1 protein-coding gene is annotated in these 21,960 nt (G+C 61.6%); it reads right to left on the reverse strand.

Annotated features, from left to right (window positions below):
• Positions 1-3 precede the first annotated feature (3 nt).
• Positions 4-21,903, reverse strand: a complete 21,900-nt coding sequence (locus E5720_RS04280) for a non-ribosomal peptide synthase/polyketide synthase (RefSeq protein ID WP_136169597.1) — start codon at positions 21,901-21,903, stop codon at positions 4-6.
• Between the last annotated feature and the right edge of the window lie 57 nt (positions 21,904-21,960).

Consider the following 21,960-nt stretch of genomic DNA (forward strand, 5'->3'; position numbering starts at 1 on the left):
GGGTCACATGTGGGTCACGATCCGCCCGTCCGTCCATATCTCGACTGCATCACCCGTCGCCGGCCCATCTGTGACGATCACGACTACCAGGTCGTCGAGATCCTCCGGACCCGACTGTTCGAGTACCTCGATCGGCACGAACGCGTGTGTCGCCCACGAGTCGAACAACAGGTCGGCCACCGAGGCGACGTCGATGTTGGGCTCACCCACGATGAGAGCACCACCTCTCGAGGTCACTGCAAAGGCCTCGAAGATGGACGCGTCGGAATCGAACGATCCGTAGTGGAAGCTACGGGTGTCGTATCCGAGCTCGAATCGATCGGCGTAATCGGCGATGCGAAGCATCAATTCCGACTGAGTGAGCGAACCCGAGGACAGCGTGATAGCTGTGTGATCTCCGGACAGAGACTGCAATCGGTCCGAGTACGAGACCGGATGCCGCGGTCGGGACGCTGTTTCTCGGGCGAATTCTGCATCATCGACGATGAGCCAGGTCGGACCCGCCGGTGCCGTGTCGCGGTACTGCTCGACTGTGACACCGAAGGTGCCTTCGGGGAGCGAACTGTGCGATCCGGGCTGCGAAGGAATCACCGCAGCACCGGTCTTTGCCACTGCCCACAATGCCTCGATCGCCGTCGTCGAACGAGGAAGATGCACGACAACCGACATTCCGGGTCCGACGCCTCGATCGATCAACGATCGAGCAAGTGTGGACGAGGCGACATCGAGTGCTCGGTAGCTGATCTCATCCTCACCGGAGACCATCGCGGGTGCCTCCGGGTCGTCCTCGACGATCTCCGCGAGGACCTGCGGAAGCACCTGCATATCCGAACCGACGGATCGACGCGCACCCTGTGCGCCGGAATCCAGGTCGGTCGAGGCCATGACGACCTGCTCTCGTTCGTTCGCATCCAAAAGGTCGATCGTCCCAACTGGTGCAGTGGGGTCGTCGATCAACGCGTCCAGAATTCGAAGGAACCACCGACTCAGATCGGTGACGTACCGAGCGTCGAGAACCGTGTCCAGGTACTTGAACGTCAGCTCGAGTCTTGCCTCGACGACCGTCAGAACCGTCAACGGGTAATGCGTGGCGTCGTCGACACCTACACCGGTGATCTGAAGGCCATCGACCGAACTTGCCGCAGCGATCGCGTCGCGGTCGATGGGGTAGGACTCGAACACGAGGAGCGTGTCGAACAATCTGTCCACACCGATGCGCTGCTGAATCTCGGTCAGACCCACGTAGTGGTGATCGAGCAGATCCGCCTGCTGTCCTTGCAACCGCACCAGAGTCTCTGCCCGCGAGTGCCCGTCTCCGACATCCACACGAACCGGCAACGTATTGATGAAGAGTCCGACCATCGACTCGACGCCTGCAAGGTCGGCAGGCCGGCCCGACACGGTAGCTCCGAAGACCACATCTGCGCGTCCGGTGAGACGCCCCAGAAGGATCCCCCACGCCGCTTGCACGACAGTGTTGACCGTCACACCCAGCTTCGAGGCCATCGAGGACAGCACGGCAGTGCGATCCTCGGACAGCGAGACCTCGATCTTCTCGATCCCCGGTGTCGCCCCCGAGGGGCGTGCGCTTTCGGTGAGCAGCGTCGGTTCCGACACCCCGTGGAAAGCGGCCGCCCATCGATCGAGCGAATCTTCTCGGTCACGGCCGTCGAGCCAAGACAGGAAGTTCCGGAACGGTCGCACTCGAGGCAGCACCGACGTGTCGGCACGGACTGCGTACAGCATCAACAGATCCTGCATGAGCAACGGCATGGACCAACCGTCGAGCAGGATGTGGTGACTGGTGATGCCCAGGTGCCATGCATCCGCAGCGACCTTGATGAGCGTGAACCTGATGAGCGGTGGCGCGGACATATCGAAGCGCTCGGCCTGAGCGGCAACAAGGATCCGCTTGGCCTCCGCGCGTCGAGAGTCCTCGGCGACATCCATCAGATCGATCTCGTGGAACGGCAGTTCCAGATCGCCGAGAACCACCTGGACCGGTCGGCCGTCACTGTCGGAGACGAACGCGGCTCGGAGATTGCTGTGGCGATCGAGCAACGCCTGCCCGGAACCCCGTAAACGATCGGTATCGACGACACCGGACAGGTCCAGTACAGCCTGCATCGTGTAGACGTCCACCGTCGCTTCGGTCATCATCGCGTGGAACAACAGCCCGGACTGAAGCGGAGTCAGAGGCCACACGTCTTCGACGCTTCGGTAGGCAGACTCCCACGAATCGATCTCGTCCTGAGTGGATTCGATCAACGTCAGGTCCGATGGCGTCAGCCCACCTGCTTCCGCGGTGCGGCTGTGATCGGACAGGGCTTCCATCGCCTCGGTCCACAGATCAGCCAACTCGGAAACATCCGCACGGTCCACAAGCCCGTTCGGGAACGCGAACGTAGCACCCAATCTCGGACCATCCGGGCCGTCGGTGACGATGGCGTTGATATCGATGGTCGAGTTGGCGGGCATGTCTTCGTCCATCGAGGCGGTCAAAGATCCGAGGGCGCCCGTCGGAGCCCATCCGAAGTCGGCCAGCTCGGCCGGAATCTCGGACGAAGAAATCCGACCCAGATAATTGAAGCTGATCTGACCGGACGGGACCGATTCCAGTTCTGCGGAAGTCTCGGCGTCGAGATACTTCAGCAGTCCATACCCCATACCGCGATCGGGCACACGGTGAATTTGCTCCTTGACCGTCTTGACAGTCGCACCGGCTGTGGCACCACCGGCAAACGCGTCGTCGATGTCTATTCCGTCCAGATCGAGCACCAATGGGTAAGCACTGGTGAACCACCCGATGGTCCGCGACAGGTCGGCCCCTGGAACGACCGCTTCCTCGCGGCCATGGCCTTCGAGTGCGAACAGCGCACTCGTGCTGTAGATCCCACGATTTCGACGCCACCGTGCCACTGCCAATGCCAGGGTTGCCAGCAACCCGTCATTGACTCCACCTCGGTAGAGGCGCGGCACGCGAGTCAGTAACGCATCGGTCGTGTCAGCGGAAATCTCTACCTCGACACGCTCGACGGTCCGTACGACATCGAGAGTCGGGTCGAACGGCCGACGACCCACCAGCGGGTCGTCGAAGTTCGCCAACGACTTCCAGATCGGCAGCTCCTCACGTCGCGCCGGAGCTGCAGCTGCCTGGATCAGCCCATGCGACCACCGTCGCATCGAGGTGCCCACGGCCGGCAGCGACACCTGCTGCCCTGCAGCGAGTTGCGACCACGCGACCGCGAGATCGGGGAGCAGGATGCGCCACGTGACACCGTCCACCACGAAGTGATGGGCCACGATGAGCAGCACACCGCGCCGACTTTCCTCGACGGCTTCGGTGTTGCCTGCAGTGGATGTTCCGGTGTCGAAATCGAACCAGACGAACTGGATCATCGCACCCGTGGCCGGATTCAGACGCCCCATCGCGGCGGACAGTCTGTCGGAGGCCAGAACCTCGAGATCAGGACCCGATATCGATGCGTCCACGCGAACCATGTCGATGGCCGCGCCCACATCCACGCTGCCATGTTCCCGAACGGTCATTTCACCGTTCGCATATACCGCCCTGAACATGTCGTGGTGATCGATGATCGCAGTCAAGGTGGCCGTCAGAAGAGCCAGATCGATTTCTGCAGGCAGACCGACCGACACCGACTGGGAGAACCGGTCCAAGTGCCCGCCCGCTTCCGTCACCTTGCGCATGATCGGAGTCAGTGGCATCGGACCGATGCCACCACCCGGCAGTTCGGACAGAACCGTGGCACGATCCGAATCATCGAGTCGGACCGCCACTTCGGCGAGACCTGCAACCGACTTACGTTCGAACACATCACGCGGAGTGAAGGAGATACCTCGAGCCTTGGCCCGCGAGACGAGCTGAATCGAGACGATGCTGTCGCCACCGAGCGCGAAGAAAGACTCGTCGACTCCTACCCTCGGCATACGCAACACATCGGCGAAGACCTCGGCGATGATCTCCTCGATATCGGTTTCGGCAGCCCGGTACACCTGCTCCTCGAACACCGGTTCAGGAAGAGCGCGGCGGTCGAGCTTGCCGACCGGGGTCAACGGAACCTCGTCCAGAATGACGATCGACGACGGCACCATGTGCGAAGGCAACGTCCGCCGCACGAACTCGGTCACTGCAACCGGATCCACCGAGGCACCGACGGCAGGCATCACGTAGGACACCAGAACCGTTGCACCAGAGGGCAGATCCTTTCCGAGGGTGGCAGAGAACGCCACCGACGGGTGAGCGGCGAGCGCCGCATCTACCTCGCCCAGTTCTACGCGGAAACCACGAATCTTGACCTGGAAGTCCGAGCGTCCGACGAACTCGAGTTTCCGAACCTCCGGTCCGGTCCATCTCACGAGGTCGCCGGTGCGGTACATCCGCGCACCCGTATTCGAATATGGGTCCGCGACGAATCTGGTTGCAGTCAGGGAACCCCGCTGGTGGTACCCCCGAGCGAGTCCTTCGCCCGCAAGATAGAGCTCGCCGGCGACACCGACCGGGACTGGTCGCAGTCGCCTGTCCAGGACCAGCGCCGACGTACCCCGAACCGGTGCGCCGATGGTGACCGGACGCCCCGGTTCGAGTTCGGCGAACGAGGAAATGATCGTGGTCTCCGTCGGACCGTAGCCGTTGAAGTACCGCCGACCCGGCGCCCAGCGTGCGAGCAGTTCGGAGGTGGTCACGTCGCCACCGACGGAGAGAACCCGAAGACTGTCCATGCCCTCGGGATCCATCGTGCCCAATACCGCGGGCGTGATGATCGAGTGAGTCACCTTCTCCGAGACCAAAATCTCGGCAAGATCGGGACCACCGATGACGTCCGCAGGGACGATCACCAACCGCGCACCAGCAGCGAACGTGACCATCCATTCCAGGACAGAAGGATCGAAGCTGGGTGAACAGATGTGCAGGAATCGACTCTCCGGGCTCACACCGTACAACTCGATCGCCGAATCCAGCACCCCACGCAAACTCGCATGAGTGACCACGACGCCCTTCGGCAGCCCTGTCGAACCCGACGTGTAGATCACGTAGGCAGGGTGATCGGTCGTCAGCGACGCGATGCGGTCCCTATCGGTGATCGGATCGGCGGAGTGCGCAGCTATCTCCTCTCGGAGTTCGTCGCCGTCGAGCAACATCCAGCTCTCACCTGGCAACGCATCGACGTGCGCCGACGCTGTGATGCGTACAACCGCCGCCGAATCGGACAGCATGTGTTCGATTCGCTCCGACGGGTAGTTCGGGTCGACGGGCAGGTGAGCGCCACCGGCCTTGGCAACCGCCCAGACGCACAGGAGCATTTCGTACGATCGCGAAAATGCAAGAGCAGCTACGGTATCCGGTCCGACTCCGCGACCGATCAACACACGCGCCAACTGCGAGGAAGTCTCGTCCAGTTCGCGATAGGTCACCGACCGACCCGAAATACGGACCGCCACGGCCTCGGGGTCGAGAGCGACTCCCCCCGTCAATATCTCCTGCAGAGTCGATAGCGAGGCCACGGCTCCGCCATGCGCATGTGTCAGAGCGTCGGCCTCACCTGCACCCAGGAGCGCTAGATCACCGACCTGCTTCGACAGATCCGCCACCGCGTCGTCGAGCAACCTGACAAATCTGACCGCGAAGTCGGACACAGTCGATTCGTCGAACATGTCTGCGGCGTAGGAGAACTCGGCTGAGATGCCATCGAGGTCGCCACCAGCGAGGACGTGCTCGCGAAGTGTGAGTGACAGATCGAACTTCGCGATGTTTGCCTCGAACGGGACGCCACTGACATGCAGGTTCGGCAACTGAAGATCGGTCGAGGGCAGATTTTCGAACGAGAGCGCTACTTGGAACAACGGATGACGGGTGGTCGACCGTTCCGGGTTGAGCACTTCCACGAGCCGCTCGAACGGAATATCCGCATGCGCGAATGCCTGCAGATCCGCCTCTTTTGCTCGGGCGAGAATCTCAGCGAACGAGCGCTCCGACTCGACATGCGTACGCAACACCAGGGTGTTGACGAACATACCCACCATGTCGTCCAGTTCGGACTGGCCACGGCCTGCGATAGGCGCGCCGATGGCGATGTCATCGGTACCGGACATGCGGGCGAGGAACACCGCCATCGCGGTGTGCACGACCATGAACAGTGTGCTGCCCGTCGTTCGAGCCACGTCGAGCAATGCACGATGTAGCTCGGCATCGATTCGGAACGGGACTTTCCCGCCCTCGTAGGTGCGAATCGATGGGCGCGATCGGTCGGTAGGCAGGTTCAGCTCGTCCGGCAATCCGGCCAATGCCCCTTTCCAGTACGACACCTGCTGGGCAGCAATCGAATCCGGATCGTCCTCGCTGCCGAGGGTCTCGCGCTGCCACAGCGCGTAATCGGCATACTGCACCGGCAACGGAGCCCAACCCGGGGCCTCACCGGCAGAACGTGCCGAATACGCCACCATCACATCACGCGTCAACGGACCCATCGACCAGCCATCGGCCGAAATATGGTGTGCCACCAGCACGAGCACATATTCATCCGGGCCGACCTGAAACAGCTCGCCTCGCATCGGCAACTCGGTGGTGACATCGAATCCAGCGGAAATGACCTGCTCCACACGACGAGAAATGTCGGCCGGATCCACCTGCTGCGGTACCAATGTCGGTGCCGCTGCCGAGACAGTGAGAATCACTTGCGCCGCAATACCATCGGTTTCCGGATACACGGTACGCAACGACTCGTGGCGAGCGAGAACATCTCGCACCGCCGCATTGAGGGCGCCGATGTCGAGTGCCCCTGACAACCGCACTGCTACCGGGATGTTGTTGACCGCCGAACCGGCATCGAATCGGTTCAGGAACCACATCCGCTGCTGCGCCAACGACAACGGCACCACACCCGGACGCTCCCGCGCCACCAACGCAACCCGATCCCCCGACCCCACCGACTGCTCCACCCGAACCGCCAAACCACCCACCGACGGCGCCTCGAACACCAACCGCACCGGCACCACCGCATCCAACGCCACACCCAACCGCGACACCACCTGCGTCGCAATCAACGAATTACCACCCAACGCAAAGAAATCATCATCGACACCCACACGATCAACACCCAGCACCTCCGAAAACACCCGCGCCACCGCCTCCTCCACCGGAGTCGACGGAGCCCGAAACACCACAGCCTCGAACACCGGAGCCGGCAACGCCGCCCGATCCAACTTCCCATTCACCGTCAACGGCAACGCATCCAACACCACAAACGCCGACGGCACCATGTACGACGGCACCACCGCACCCAACGCCACCTTCACCTCAGCCACATCCAAAGACACACCCACACCACCAACCACATACGCCACCAACTGATCTCCCGCAAACTCATCCACCCGAGCAACCACCGCCACATCGACCACCCCATCCACACCACGCAACGCCGACTCGATCTCCCCCAACTCGATCCGGAAACCACGCACCTTCACCTGAAAATCACTACGCCCCACATACTCCAACTCACCAGAACCACCCCACCGCACCACATCACCCGTCCGATACAACCGAGAACCCACACCCACACCCGCAACACCGACAAACGGATTCGCCACAAACCGCTCCGCCGTCAAATCCACCCGACCCACATACCCACGCGCCAACTGCACACCCGCCAAATACAACTCACCCGACACACCCACCGGCACCGGATGCAACCGCTCATCGAGCACCAACACACCCGTATTCCACTCCGGCACACCAATAGGCACACCCGCAACATCACCCGCCCCCACCTCATGCACCGTCACCGACACCGCAGCCTCCGTCGGACCATACAAATTGAACAACGCACCCGCATTACCCCGACGGAACCACTGCGCAGTCGCACCCGGCAACGCCTCACCGATCGCCAACACCCGCACCAACGAACTCGACAACACACCACCCGACACCGCCAACAACGCCGACAACGTCGACGGCACCACATGCAACGTCGTCACCGACTCCGCCACCATCAACTCATGCAGATACGCCGCATCCCGATGCCCCTCCACCGACGCCACCACCACCGACGCACCCGACACCAACGCCGACCAGAACTCCCACACCGACAAATCGAACGTCGCCGCAGTCTTGAGCAACACCACATCACCGACACCCAACCCGAACTCGGACCTCTTCCACACCAACTGATTCACCACAGCCTCATGCGCAACCGCCACACCCTTCGGCCGACCCGTCGACCCCGACGTGAAAATCACATACGCCGCATTCGACCCCCTCAACACCGACAACCGCTCACCCTCACCGACAACCTCACCCGAAAACCCCGACACATCCAACGAACCCACATCCACCACCGACACACCAACACCCATACCAGCAAACACACCCACATCCCCACCACCGGAAACCAACACCAACACCGGAGACGCCACCTCCACAATGAACCCATTACGCTCCGCCGGCAGATCCGGATCCAAAGGCACATACGCACCACCAGCAACCACCACCGCATACATCCCCACCAACAAATCCACCCCACGCCGCATACCCAACCCCACCAACACCTCAGGACCCACACCCTCACCGATCAACCACCGAGCCAAACGAAACACCCGCTCCCCGAACTCCCCATACGACAACCGCTCACCCCCGAACACCACCGCCACCGCACCCGGAACCTCCACCACCCGATCAACGAACAACGACGCCAACGTCGAACCCGAACCCACACTCCGCTCGGTATCACTGAACCCCAACAAACTCGCCCGCTCCTGCGCACCCACCAACTCCACATCACCCACCACCACAGACGAATCACCCACCACAGCACGCAACACACTCACCAAACGCTCCGCAAAACCATCCACCGTCGACCGATCGAACAAATCCGTCGCAAACGTGAAATACCCACCCACACCCAGAGGACGACCACCCTCGTCGTAACGATCCGTCACGATCAAATGCAGATCGAACTGCGAAATCCCCGTATCGGCGTCCAGACCGCTGACCGACAACCCGGACAACTCCAGCGAACTCTGCGCAAGATTCTGAAAAGACAAGCCCACCTGGAACAACGGATGCCGCGCGGTCGACCGAACCGGGTTGAGCACTTCCACGAGCCGCTCGAACGGAATATCCGCATGCGCGAACGCCTGCAGATCACTCGCCCGAGTCTGCGCCAACAACTCCTCGAACGTCATCGAAGAATCCACCCGACTACGGAAGACCAACGTATTGACGAACATTCCGATGATGTCGTCCAACGCTTTGTCGCTACGCCCGGCGAACGGAGTGCCGATCGCAATGTCATCGGTACCCGACAATCGAGCGAACAACACGGCCATCGCCGAATGCACCACCATGAACAGTGTGCTGTTGGTCCGACGCGCAAGCTGCACGAGTTGAGCATGCAGGTCCGCATCGACCGCGAAGTCGGCTCGATCTCCTGCATACGACTGCACCGCCGGACGCGGACGATCGATCGGCAGATCGAGCTGATCCGGAAGGTCCGCCAGTGCGGTCTTCCAGTACGACACCTGCTGCGAGGCAATCGAATCCGGATCGTCCTCGCTGCCGAGGACCTCACGCTGCCACAACGCGTAATCGGCATACTGCACCCGCAACGGAGCCCAACCCGGGGCCTCACCGGCAGAGCGGGCCGCATACGCCACCATCACATCACGCGTCAACGGACCCATCGAGGAACCATCAGCGGAGATATGGTGCACCACGAGGGCAAGCACGTGTTCCGTCGAAGAGATGGTGAACAACCGGACCCGCAGCGGTATCTCCGTCGTCACATCGAACGTCGTCGATGCCAGCGCACGCACCCGGCTCTCGACGTCCGAAGCATCGATCTCGACGACCAGGATGTCGGGCTTGACCCGTTCCGCCGGGACGACGAACTGGATCGGGCCGTCCTCGGTCTCGGGGTACATCGTGCGGAGAGACTCGTGCCGTGCAATGACATCTCGCACCGCAGCCTCTACGGCAGCGACATCCAATTCACCCGACAACCTGATGGCGACCGGCACGTTGTACGCCGCCGAACCGACATCGAATCGGTTCAGGAACCACATCCGCTGCTGCGCCAACGACAACGGCACCACACCCGGACGCTCCCGCGCCACCAACGCAACCCGATCCCCCGACCCCACCGACTGCTCCACCCGAACCGCCAAACCACCCACCGACGGCGCCTCGAACACCAACCGCACCGGCACCACCGCATCCAACGCCACACCCAACCGCGACACCACCTGCGTCGCAATCAACGAATTACCACCCAACGCAAAGAAATCATCATCGACACCCACACGATCAACACCCAACACCTCCGAAAACACCCGCGCCACCGCCTCCTCCACCGGAGTCGACGGAGCCCGAAACACCACAGCCTCGAACACCGGAGCCGGCAACGCCCCCCGATCCAACTTCCCATTCACCGTCAACGGCAACGCATCCAACACCACAAACGCCGACGGCACCATGTACGACGGCACCACCGCACCCAACGCCACCTTCACCTCAGCCACATCCAAAGACACACCCACACCACCAACCACATACGCCACCAACTGATCTCCCGCAAACTCATCCACCCGAGCAACCACCGCCACATCGACCACCCCATCCACACCACGCAACGCCGACTCGATCTCCCCCAACTCGATCCGGAAACCACGCACCTTCACCTGAAAATCACTACGCCCCACATACTCCAACTCACCAGAACCACCCCACCGCACCACATCACCCGTCCGATACAACCGAGAACCCACACCCACACCCGCAACACCGACAAACGGATTCGCCACAAACCGCTCCGCCGTCAAATCCACCCGACCCACATACCCACGCGCCAACTGCACACCCGCCAAATACAACTCACCCGACACACCCACCGGCACCGGATGCAACCGCTCATCGAGCACCAACACACCCGTATTCCACTCCGGCACACCAATAGGCACACCCGCAACATCACCCGCCCCCACCTCATGCACCGTCACCGACACCGCAGCCTCCGTCGGACCATACAAATTGAACAACGCACCCGCATTACCCCGACGGAACCACTGCGCAGTCGCACCCGGCAACGCCTCACCGATCGCCAACACCCGCACCAACGAACTCGACAACACACCACCCGACACCGCCAACAACGCCGACAACGTCGACGGCACCACATGCAACGTCGTCACCGACTCCGCCACCATCAACTCATGCAGATACGCCGCATCCCGATGCCCCTCCACCGACGCCACCACCACCGACGCACCCGACACCAACGCCGACCAGAACTCCCACACCGACAAATCGAACGTCGCCGCAGTCTTGAGCAACACCACATCACCGACACCCAACCCGAACTCGGACCTCTTCCACACCAACTGATTCACCACAGCCTCATGCGCAACCGCCACACCCTTCGGCCGACCCGTCGACCCCGACGTGAAAATCACATACGCCGCATTCGACCCCCTCAACACCGACAACCGCTCACCCTCACCGACAACCTCACCCGAAAACCCCGACACATCCAACGAACCCACATCCACCACCGACACACCAACACCCATACCAGCAAACACACCCACATCCCCACCACCGGAAACCAACACCAACACCGGAGACGCCACCTCCACAATGAACCCATTACGCTCCGCCGGCAGATCCGGATCCAAAGGCACATACGCACCACCAGCAACCACCACCGCATACATCCCCACCAACAAATCCACCCCACGCCGCATACCCAACCCCACCAACACCTCAGGACCCACACCCTCACCGATCAACCACCGAGCCAAACGAAACACCCGCTCCCCGAACTCCCCATACGACAACCGCTCACCCCCGAACACCACCGCCACCGCACCCGGAACCTCCACCACCCGATCAACGAACAACGACGCCAACGTCGAACCCGAACCCACACTCCGCTCGGTATCACTGAACCCCAACAAACTCGCCCGCTCCTGCGCACCCACCAACTCCACATCACCCACCACCACAGACGAATCACCCACCACAGCACGCAACACACTCACCAAACGCTCCGCAAAACCATCCACCGTCGACCGATCGAACAAATCCGTCGCAAACGTGAACTCCGCGTTGATCTCTGCCGGGCGCCCGTCCGCGGTCGTGCCGTCGAAGATGGTCAATTGGAGATCGGTCTTGGCCAGCGGCGAATTGACGTCGACCGGAGCAAGCGTCAACCCCGGGAGTTCGAGGCTGGCTCGGGTCATGTTCTGGAACGACAGACCGACCTGGAACAACGGGTTTCTGGCCGTCGACCGAACCGGGTTGAGCACCTCCACGAGCCGCTCGAACGGCACGTCCGCATGCGCGAACGCCTGCAGATCGGTTTCCCGGGTCTGCGCCAACAACTCCTCGAACGTCATCGAAGAATCCACCCGACTACGGAAGACCAACGTATTGACGAACATCCCGATCATGTCGTCCAACGCTTTGTCGCCTCGACCTGCGACCGGAGTGCCCACGGCAATGTCGGATACGTTCGACAACCTGGCGAGCAATACTGCGAATGCAGCGTGCATCGTCATGAACAATGTCGTGTGGTGCCTACGTGACAGTTCCAGAAGCGCACGGTGGAGCTCTGCATCCACGGTGAACCGAACGGAATCGCCACGGAAGCTCTGATGCGCTGGTCGACGTCGATCCGACGGCATGTCCAGCTGATCCGGAAGCCCGGCCAGTGCGGTCTTCCAGTACGACACCTGCTGCGAGGCAATCGAATCCGGATCGTCTTCGCTGCCGAGGGTCTCGCGCTGCCACAGCGCGTAATCGGCGTACTGCACCGGCAACGGAGCCCAACCCGGGGCCTCACCGGCAGAGCGGGCCGCATACGCCACCATCACGTCACGCACGAGTGGCGCCATGGAGGCACCGTCCGCGGACACGTGATGGATAACGAACGCAAGGACGTACTCGTCGTGCGCCAACTCGAACAGCTTCGCGGCCCGCGGAATCTCGGTCGTGACGTCGAAGGCCGTCATCATCAGATCGATGACACGGTGACGTACATCGTCTTCCTGGACGTCGGCGATCACCAAACTCGCGTTCGCCTCACCGACGGGCAGAATCTTCTGGTGCGGGCCCTCCATCGAGTCCGGGTATACCGTGCGGAGAGATTCGTGGCGTGCGATCAGATCGGCCACAGCGGCTGCGAGAGCGGGGACGTTGAGTTCACCGCTCAACCGAACTGCGAACGGGATGTTGTCGACGGCCGACGTGGTGTCGTACTGGTTGAGGAACCAATAACGCTGCTGCGCCAAGGACAGCGGTATCTGCGCCGGGCGGTCGACAGCGACGAGTGCCCGTTGCCCGCCACTACCGACCTGGCTGGCGATGCGCGCGGCGAGGTCGGCGACGCTGGACGCCTCGAACAGTTCGCGCACGCCGATCTTGGTGTTGAGAACCTGCCCCAACCTGGAGACGAGCTGTGTGGCGATCAGTGAATTGCCACCGAGTTCGAAGAAGTCGTCGTCGAGTCCTACTCGATCGAGACCGAGAACTCCGGCGAAAGTCTCGGCCACGATCTCCTCCACCGGTGTGGTGGGTACGCGGAACTCTTTGATCTCCATGATCGGGGCCGGCAAAGCCTTACGGTCGAGCTTCCCGCTCGACCCGAGCGGGAAATCCTCGAGTTCGACGAAAACGGACGGCACCATGTACTCGGCCAACTTGGAGCCGAGGGCGGTCCGAACCGCCGCGCTGTCGAAGTCCGCGGAGTCCGTTACGACGTATGCCACCAGTTGCTCGTCTCGGACCAGTACTGCGGCCTGAGAAATCGAATTCTGTTCCAGCAGAATGGTCTCGATCTCGCCGAGCTCGATGCGCAAACCGCGGAGCTTGACCTGGAAGTCACTGCGACCCACGTAGTCGAGCTCACCGCCGGCATTCCAACGAACGACATCGCCCGTTCGGTAGAGCCGCTCACCGCGAACGCGGGCCTCCGGTATCGGATGCGCGACGAATCGGTCCGCCGTCAAATCGGGACGGCCGACGTAACCCCGTGCCAACTGCACGCCGGCGAGATAGAGCTCGCCCTCGACGCCGACGGGGACCGGGGAGAGCCGACGGTCCAACACGAAAACACGGGTGTTCCACACCGGCGCGCCGATAGGAATGACCGTCTCGCCCCGCCGCACCTCATGGAAGGTGACATCGACCGCGGCTTCCGTCGGGCCGTACAGGTTGTGTAGCGAAATGTGCGGCAGGGTCGAGAACACTCGCTGGGCCGTGGCCGCCGGAAGAGCTTCGCCGGAGGCGAATATCATCCGCAGACTTGGCAATCGAGTGCCGCGCCCCTCGAGTTCGGAGACGAACACCGCCAGCATCGACGGCACGAAGTGCATGGTGGTCACGGATTCGTCGGCAATCAGCCGGGCGAGATAGTTCGGATCACGGTGACCGTCGGGAATCGCGACGACGATCGAAGCACCCACCTGAAGCGCCCAGAAGAACTCCCAGACCGATACATCGAAGGTGAACGGAGTTTTCTGCAACACAACGTCGCTCGCGGTCAAGCAGTAGGTGTCCTGCATCCACAGAAGCCGGTTGACGATCGCCTCATGCGAAACCGCCACACCCTTCGGCCGACCCGTCGACCCCGACGTGAAAATCACATACGCCGCATTCGACCCCCTCAACACCGACAACCGCTCACCATCCCCCACAACCTCACCCGAAAAACCAGACACATCCAACGAACCCACATCCACCACCGACACACCACCACCAGCAAACACACCCACATCCCCACCACCGGAAACCAACACCAACACCGGCGACGCCACCTCCACAATGAACCCATTACGCTCCGCCGGCAGATCCGGATCCAAAGGCACATACGCACCACCCGCCACCACCACCGCATACATCCCCACCAACAAATCCACCCCACGCCGCATACCCAACCCCACCAACACCTCAGGACCCACACCCTCACCGATCAACCACCGAGCCAAACGAAACACCCGCTCCCCGAACTCCCCATACGACAACCGCTCACCCCCGAACACCACCGCCACCGCACCCGGAACCTCCACCACCCGATCAACGAACAACGACGCCAACGTCGAACCCGAAACACCCTCCAACACACGAGAAGTCCCATTCCACCCCGACACCACAACATCACGCTCCGCAACACCCAACACACCAATATCACCCACCACCACAGACGAATCCGCCACCACAGCCTCCAACACCCGAACAAACCGCTCCGCAAACAACACCATCGTCGACTCATCGAACAAATCCGTCGCATACGTCAACGTCGCCGACAACCCCGCAGCACCACCATCGACATCGAACAACTCCGTCACCGTCACCTGCACATCGAACTTCGCAACCGCAACATCGAAATCAACCGCCGACACCGACAACCCCGGCAACTCCAGCGAAGACCGCTCCAAATTCTGGAACGACAACATCACCTGAAACAACGGATGACGCCCCTGCGACCGAGCCGGATTGAGCACCTCCACCAACCGCTCGAACGGCACATCCGCATGCCCGAACGCCCCCAAATCCCGCTCACGCACATCCCGAACCACATCAGCAAACGACCAATCCGAACCGAACACCGTCCGCAACACCAACGTATTGACAAACATCCCGATCACATCATCGAGAGCAGCCTCACCACGCCCCGCCACCGGCGTACCCACCGCCACATCATCAGACCCCGACAACCGCGACAACAACACCGCCAACGCCGAATGCACCACCATGAACAACGACGCATTCAACTCCCGCGCCACCACACTCAACCCACGATGCACCCCCGCATCCACCGAAAACACAACATTCGCACCACGATTGGACGCCACAACAGGACGAACCCGATCAGAAGGCAAATCCAACTGATCCGGCAAACCCTCCAACGCCAACCGCCAAAACGAAACCTGCTGCGACAACAACGAATCCGGTTCCAACTCCGACCCCAACACCGCACGCTGCCACAACGCATAATCGGCATACTGCACCGCAAGAGGAGCCCACCCCGGCTCCTCACCCCCAGCCCGCGCCACATACGCACCCATCACATCCCGCGTCAACGGCCCCATCGAAAAACCATCAGCCGCAATATGATGCACCACAAACACCACAACGAACTCCGAACCCACACCACCCGAACCCACAACCTCGAACAAACGAGCACGAAACGGCACCTCCGCCGTCACATCGAACCCAACAGAGACGAACTCGCGCAGTCGATCGGCGAGCTCAGCCGCTGTGACGCGTTGTGGAGTCATATCGGGACTGACGATGGCGGTCGGCAAAATCTCCTGAGTGCCTGCGCCGTCGATGTCCGGGTAGACGGTGCGTAGTGACTCATGGCGGGTAAGCACGTCGTCGACTGCACGTCCGAGCGCAGCGACGTCGAGCTCACCGGTCAGCCTGATCGCCACCGGAATGTTGTTCACTGCAGAAGCAGTATCGAACCGGTTCAGGAACCACATCCGCTGCTGCGCCAACGACAACGGAACAACATCCGGCCGCTCCTGCGCCACCAGCGCAACACGTGCACCTGCTCCGACCTGAGACTCCACCAACGACGCCAACGCACCCACCTTCGGCGCATCGAACAGAATCCGCACCGGAAGTCGTGTGTCAAGTGCCGCACCCAAACGAGACACCAACTGCGTCGCAATCAGCGAGTTACCACCAAGCTCGAAAAAATCATCATCGAGACCCACACGCCCCAGACCCAGCACCCCCGCAAAAGTCTCGGCCACGATCTCTTCCACCGGCGAAGTAGGCGCCCGAAACTCTTTGGCCTCCAAGACCGGATCCGGCAACGCCTTACGATCGAGCTTCCCACTCGATCCCAACGGAAACTCTTCCAGAACGACGAAGTTGGACGGCACCATATAGGCAGGCAACCGCAAAGCTGCTGCGGCGGTGACGTCGTCGATGTCGATGGTCTTTTCGGGTTCACCGAGCAAATACCCGACCAATTGATCATTCCGAACCAGCACGACGGCGCGGCACACCGAGGACACGTCGGTCAGTACAGCCTCGATCTCACCCAACTCGATACGCAAACCACGCAACTTCACCTGGAAATCGGTACGCCCCACATACTCGATCTCGCCGTCCCGCGTCCACCGAACCAAGTCCCCGGTCCGATACAGACGCGAACCCTGCGTTTCAGAGTTTGCAAACGGATCCGCCACAAAAGCACCAGCAGTCAAGTCCGGCCGAGCTACGTACCCCCGGGCAACCTGAGGACCAGAGAGATAGAGTTCGCCCGCTACTCCGACAGGCACCGGATGCAGACGCTCGTCGAGAACCAACGCACGCGTATTCCATACCGGCTTACCGATGGTGACAGTTCCGAGCGCGGAATTCACTGCGCCCTCGGTCGCATGCACCGTGAACTCGGTCGGACCGTACAAGTTGTGCAGAGCCACACCCGGCAAAGCGCGCTCGAAGGACCGCACCACCGACATCGGCAACGCCTCACCGGCCGCGAGAACCACCCGCAGCGAACCGAACGAATCCGATTCGAAACCAGCCGTCTCCGCGATGAACACCGACAGCATCGACGGGACGAACGAGGTCATAGTGACCGCCTCATCAGCGATCACCTGCGCCAGGTACCGGGTGTCACGATGCCCGTCCGGTGCCGCCAATACCAAACGCCCACCGGAAAGCAACGTACCGAACAACTCCCACAACGACACATCGAACGTCACCGGAGTCTTCTGCAACACCACATCCGCCGCACCCAACCCGAACCGCTCGGTAAGCCAGGAGATCTGGTTGACGATCGCCTCATGCGAAACCGCCACACCCTTCGGCCGACCCGTCGACCCCGACGTGAAAATCACATACGCCGCATTCGACCCCCGCAACACCGACAACCGCTCACCCTCACCGACAACCTCACCCGAAAACCCCGACACATCCAACGAACCCACATCCACCACCGACACACCAACACCCATACCAGCAAACACACCCACATCCCCACCACCGGAAACCAACACCAACACCGGAGACGCCACCCCCACAATGAACCCATTACGCTCCGCCGGCAGATCCGGATCCAAAGGCACATACGCACCACCAGCAACCACCACCGCATACATCCCCACCAACAAATCCACCCCACGCCGCATACCCAACCCCACCAACACCTCAGGACCCACACCCTCACCGATCAACCACCGAGCCAAACGAAACACCCGCTCCCCGAACTCCCCATACGACAACCGCTCACCCCCGAACACCACCGCCACCGCACCCGGAACCTCCACCACCCGATCAACGAACAACGACGCCAACGACACCCCGCCGGAACCCGAAACACCCTCCAACACACGAGAAGTCCCATTCCACCCCGACACCACAACATCACGCTCCGCAACACCCAACACACCAATATCACCCACCACCACAGACGAATCCGCCACCACAGCCTCCAGCACCCGAACAAACCGCTCCGCAAACAACACCATCGTCGACTCATCGAACAAATCCGTCGCATACGTCAACGTCGCCGACAACCCCGCAGCACCACCATCGACATCGAACAACTCCGTCACCGTCACCTGCACATCGAACTTCGCAACCGCAACATCGAAATCAACCGCCGACACCGACAACCCCGGCAACTCCAGCGAGGACCGCTCCAAATTCTGGAACGACAACATCACCTGAAACAACGGATGACGCCCCTGCGACCGAGCCGGATTGAGCACCTCCACCAACCGCTCGAACGGCACATCCGCATGCCCGAACGCCCCCAAATCCCGCTCACGCACATCCCGAACCACATCAGCAAACGACCAATCCGAACCGAACACCGTCCGCAACACCAACGTATTGACAAACATCCCGATCACATCGTCGAGAGCAGCCTCACCACGCCCCGCCACCGGCGTACCCACCGCCACATCATCAGACCCCGACAACCGCGACAACAACACCGCCAACGCCGAATGCACCACCATGAACAACGACGCATTCAACTCCCGCGCCACCACACTCAACCCACGATGCACCCCCGCATCCACCGAAAACACAACATTCGCACCACGATTGGACGCCACAACAGGACGAACCCGATCAGAAGGCAAATCCAACTGATCCGGCAAACCCTCCAACGCCAACCGCCAAAACGAAACCTGCTGCGACAACAACGAATCCGGTTCCAACTCCGACCCCAACACCGCACGCTGCCACAACGCATAATCGGCATACTGCACCGCCAAAGGAGCCCACCCCGGCTCCTCACCCCCAGCCCGCGCCACATACGCACCCATCACATCCCGCGTCAACGGCCCCATCGAAAAACCATCAGCCGCAATATGATGCACCACAAACACCACAACGAACTCCGAACCAACACCACCCGAACCCACAACCTCGAACAAACGAGCACGAAACGGCACCTCCGCCGTCACATCGAACCCAACAGAGACGAACTCGACCACACGGTCGAGCACGTCCACCTCTACCACCGGCTCAGCCGTCAAGGTGGGAGCCACAGCATCGACCTCGAGCACCAGCTGTGATCCGACACCATCGATTTCGGGGTAGATCGTGCGTACGGATTCATGACGCGACAGGACGTCGCGGACAGCGGACTCCAGCGCGGCGACGTCGAGCTCACCGGTCAGCCTGATCGCCACCGGAATGTTGTTCACCGCAGAAGCAGTATCGAACCGGTTCAGGAACCACATCCGCTGCTGCGCCAACGACAACGGAACAACATCCGGCCGCTCCTGCGGCACGAGAGGTGCTCTTCCCCCGCCGCCCAGCGCAACTGCGGCGTCGACGAGTACTGCGAGTCCCGCGACCGTCGGCGCGTCGAAGAAGTCGCGAACGTCGATCCGGATGTCGAATCGCGCGTTGATGCGCGAGATCACCCGGGTGGCGATCAACGAGTTACCGCCGATCGCAAAGAAATCGTCGTCGGCACCGATGGTCTCGGAACCGAGTACCTCAGCGAAGACCGCCGCAAGCGCCAGCTCGGTATCGGTGGACGGCTCCCGATATTCGCTTGCCAACGAGGAGAAGTCGGGAGCGGGGAGAGCTCGTCGGTCGAGTTTGCCACTGGAACCGAGTGGGAACTCCGCGACTGCGACGAACAACGCGGGGACCATGTATTCCGGCATTCGGGACGCGACAGCCTGCGCCAGCGTCTCCTGATCGATGAGTTCGCCCTGCGCGGGCACCACATACGCGAGAAGGACATCGCCCAGCGTGTCGTCGGTGTGGACGAGTGCGACTGCTTGCGCGACCGAAGGATGCTCGAGAACGGCAGTTTCGATCTCACCGAGCTCGATACGAAGACCACGGAGCTTCACCTGAAAGTCGGTGCGTCCCACGTATTCCAGCATGTCGACCCCATCGCGAGGTGCCCACCGGACCAGGTCGCCGGTCCGGTACATCTGGCGTCCATCGTCGAACGGATCAGCCACGAACCGATCGGCTGTCAGGTCCGGTCGCGCTACGTAGCCACGTGCAAGTTGGACGCCCGCCAGATAGAGCTCACCTTCGACACCGGTCGAGACCGGTCGGAGCCCGTCGTCCAACACGTAGAGCGAGGTGTCGTGCACGGCCCGGCCGATGGGGACGGATCCCGATTCCACATCGGCAGTCTCGTAGTACGTGACATCCACCGCGGCCTCTGTCGGTCCGTACAAGTTGTGCAGTTCTGCCGAGCTGACGGTATGAAATCGCGTCGTGGTCTGGGCCGGAAGCGCCTCCCCGGACGCAAAGACATATCGCAGCGTCTCGATCTCGCGGACCGAGGGTTCTGCGACGAACACCGCGAGCATCGACGGCACGAAGTGCGCCACAGTGACACCGCGGTCGGTCATCACACGAGCAAGATACGCGGGATCACGGTGTCCTTCGTGTGTCGCGACGACGAGACGGGCACCGATCTGCAAGGGCCAGAAGAATTCCCACACCGACACATCGAAAGTGAATGGTGTCTTTTGCAGCACCACATCGTTCGGTGTCAGAACGTACTGATCTTGACGCCATTGCACATTGCTGACGATCGCGCGATGTGAAACTGCCACACCCTTGGGGCGTCCGGTGGATCCCGATGTGAAGATCACGTAGGCCAACGCGTCGTCCGACAACGTCAGAATCCGGTCATCGTCGGTGAGGGCGGTCGCGTCGAATCCGTCCAATTCCAACAGGTCGATCTCGATGACACCTACCTCTGCCGGCAGGTCGAGAGGTTCTGTGGACAGGCCGAGTACTGCTGCCGGCTGCGCGACGTCGAGCACGTAGGCCAGCCGCTCCGCCGGGTGATCAGGATCGAGCGGAACGTACGCTGCTCCCGATTTCACGATCGCGTACATGCCGACGAGCAACTCCAGCGACCGTCTGATTCCCAGTCCGACGAGGCACTCCGGGCCGATTCCCAGCGACACGAGATGGCGGGCGAGTCGATTCGCGCGAGAATCGAATTCCGCGTAGGTCAAGCTTGCACCCTCGAACTCGACGGCGATTGCATCCGGGGTACGGGCGACCTGTTCCTCGAAGCGGGATACGAGCGTCGGAGGGCCTGCAGGCGTCAGATCCCCCAACACCTCGGAGGCGTCGACAACGATCGACTCGACAATGCCGGCGAGGCCACCGGACTCGAGTGCGCCGGGAAGAAGGTTGGACAGCACTACGGTCACGAGTGCCTCGGTCCCCAGTGCACCACCCATGGCGGCCTCGAGCGCGGTCAGCTCAGCATGCAACGTCGTATAGGTCACGGTTGTCCCGCCGTGGGTCAACGCGATGCGATCGGGCGCAGCATCGACAACTGCAGAGATCACTCCGGGAAGCTCGTCCACGGTTACGCTGCCGGCAGCGCCCTGGTCTCGAGTGTTCGGCCGACCATTCGACATCTGAGTGTTCCTCCTACTAACCGCCGCGGGACGCGCCGAGATGCATCGCGTACACGA

This window comes from Rhodococcus sp. PAMC28707 (genome assembly GCF_004795915.1).
Classification (GTDB): Bacteria; Actinomycetota; Actinomycetes; order Mycobacteriales; family Mycobacteriaceae; genus Rhodococcoides.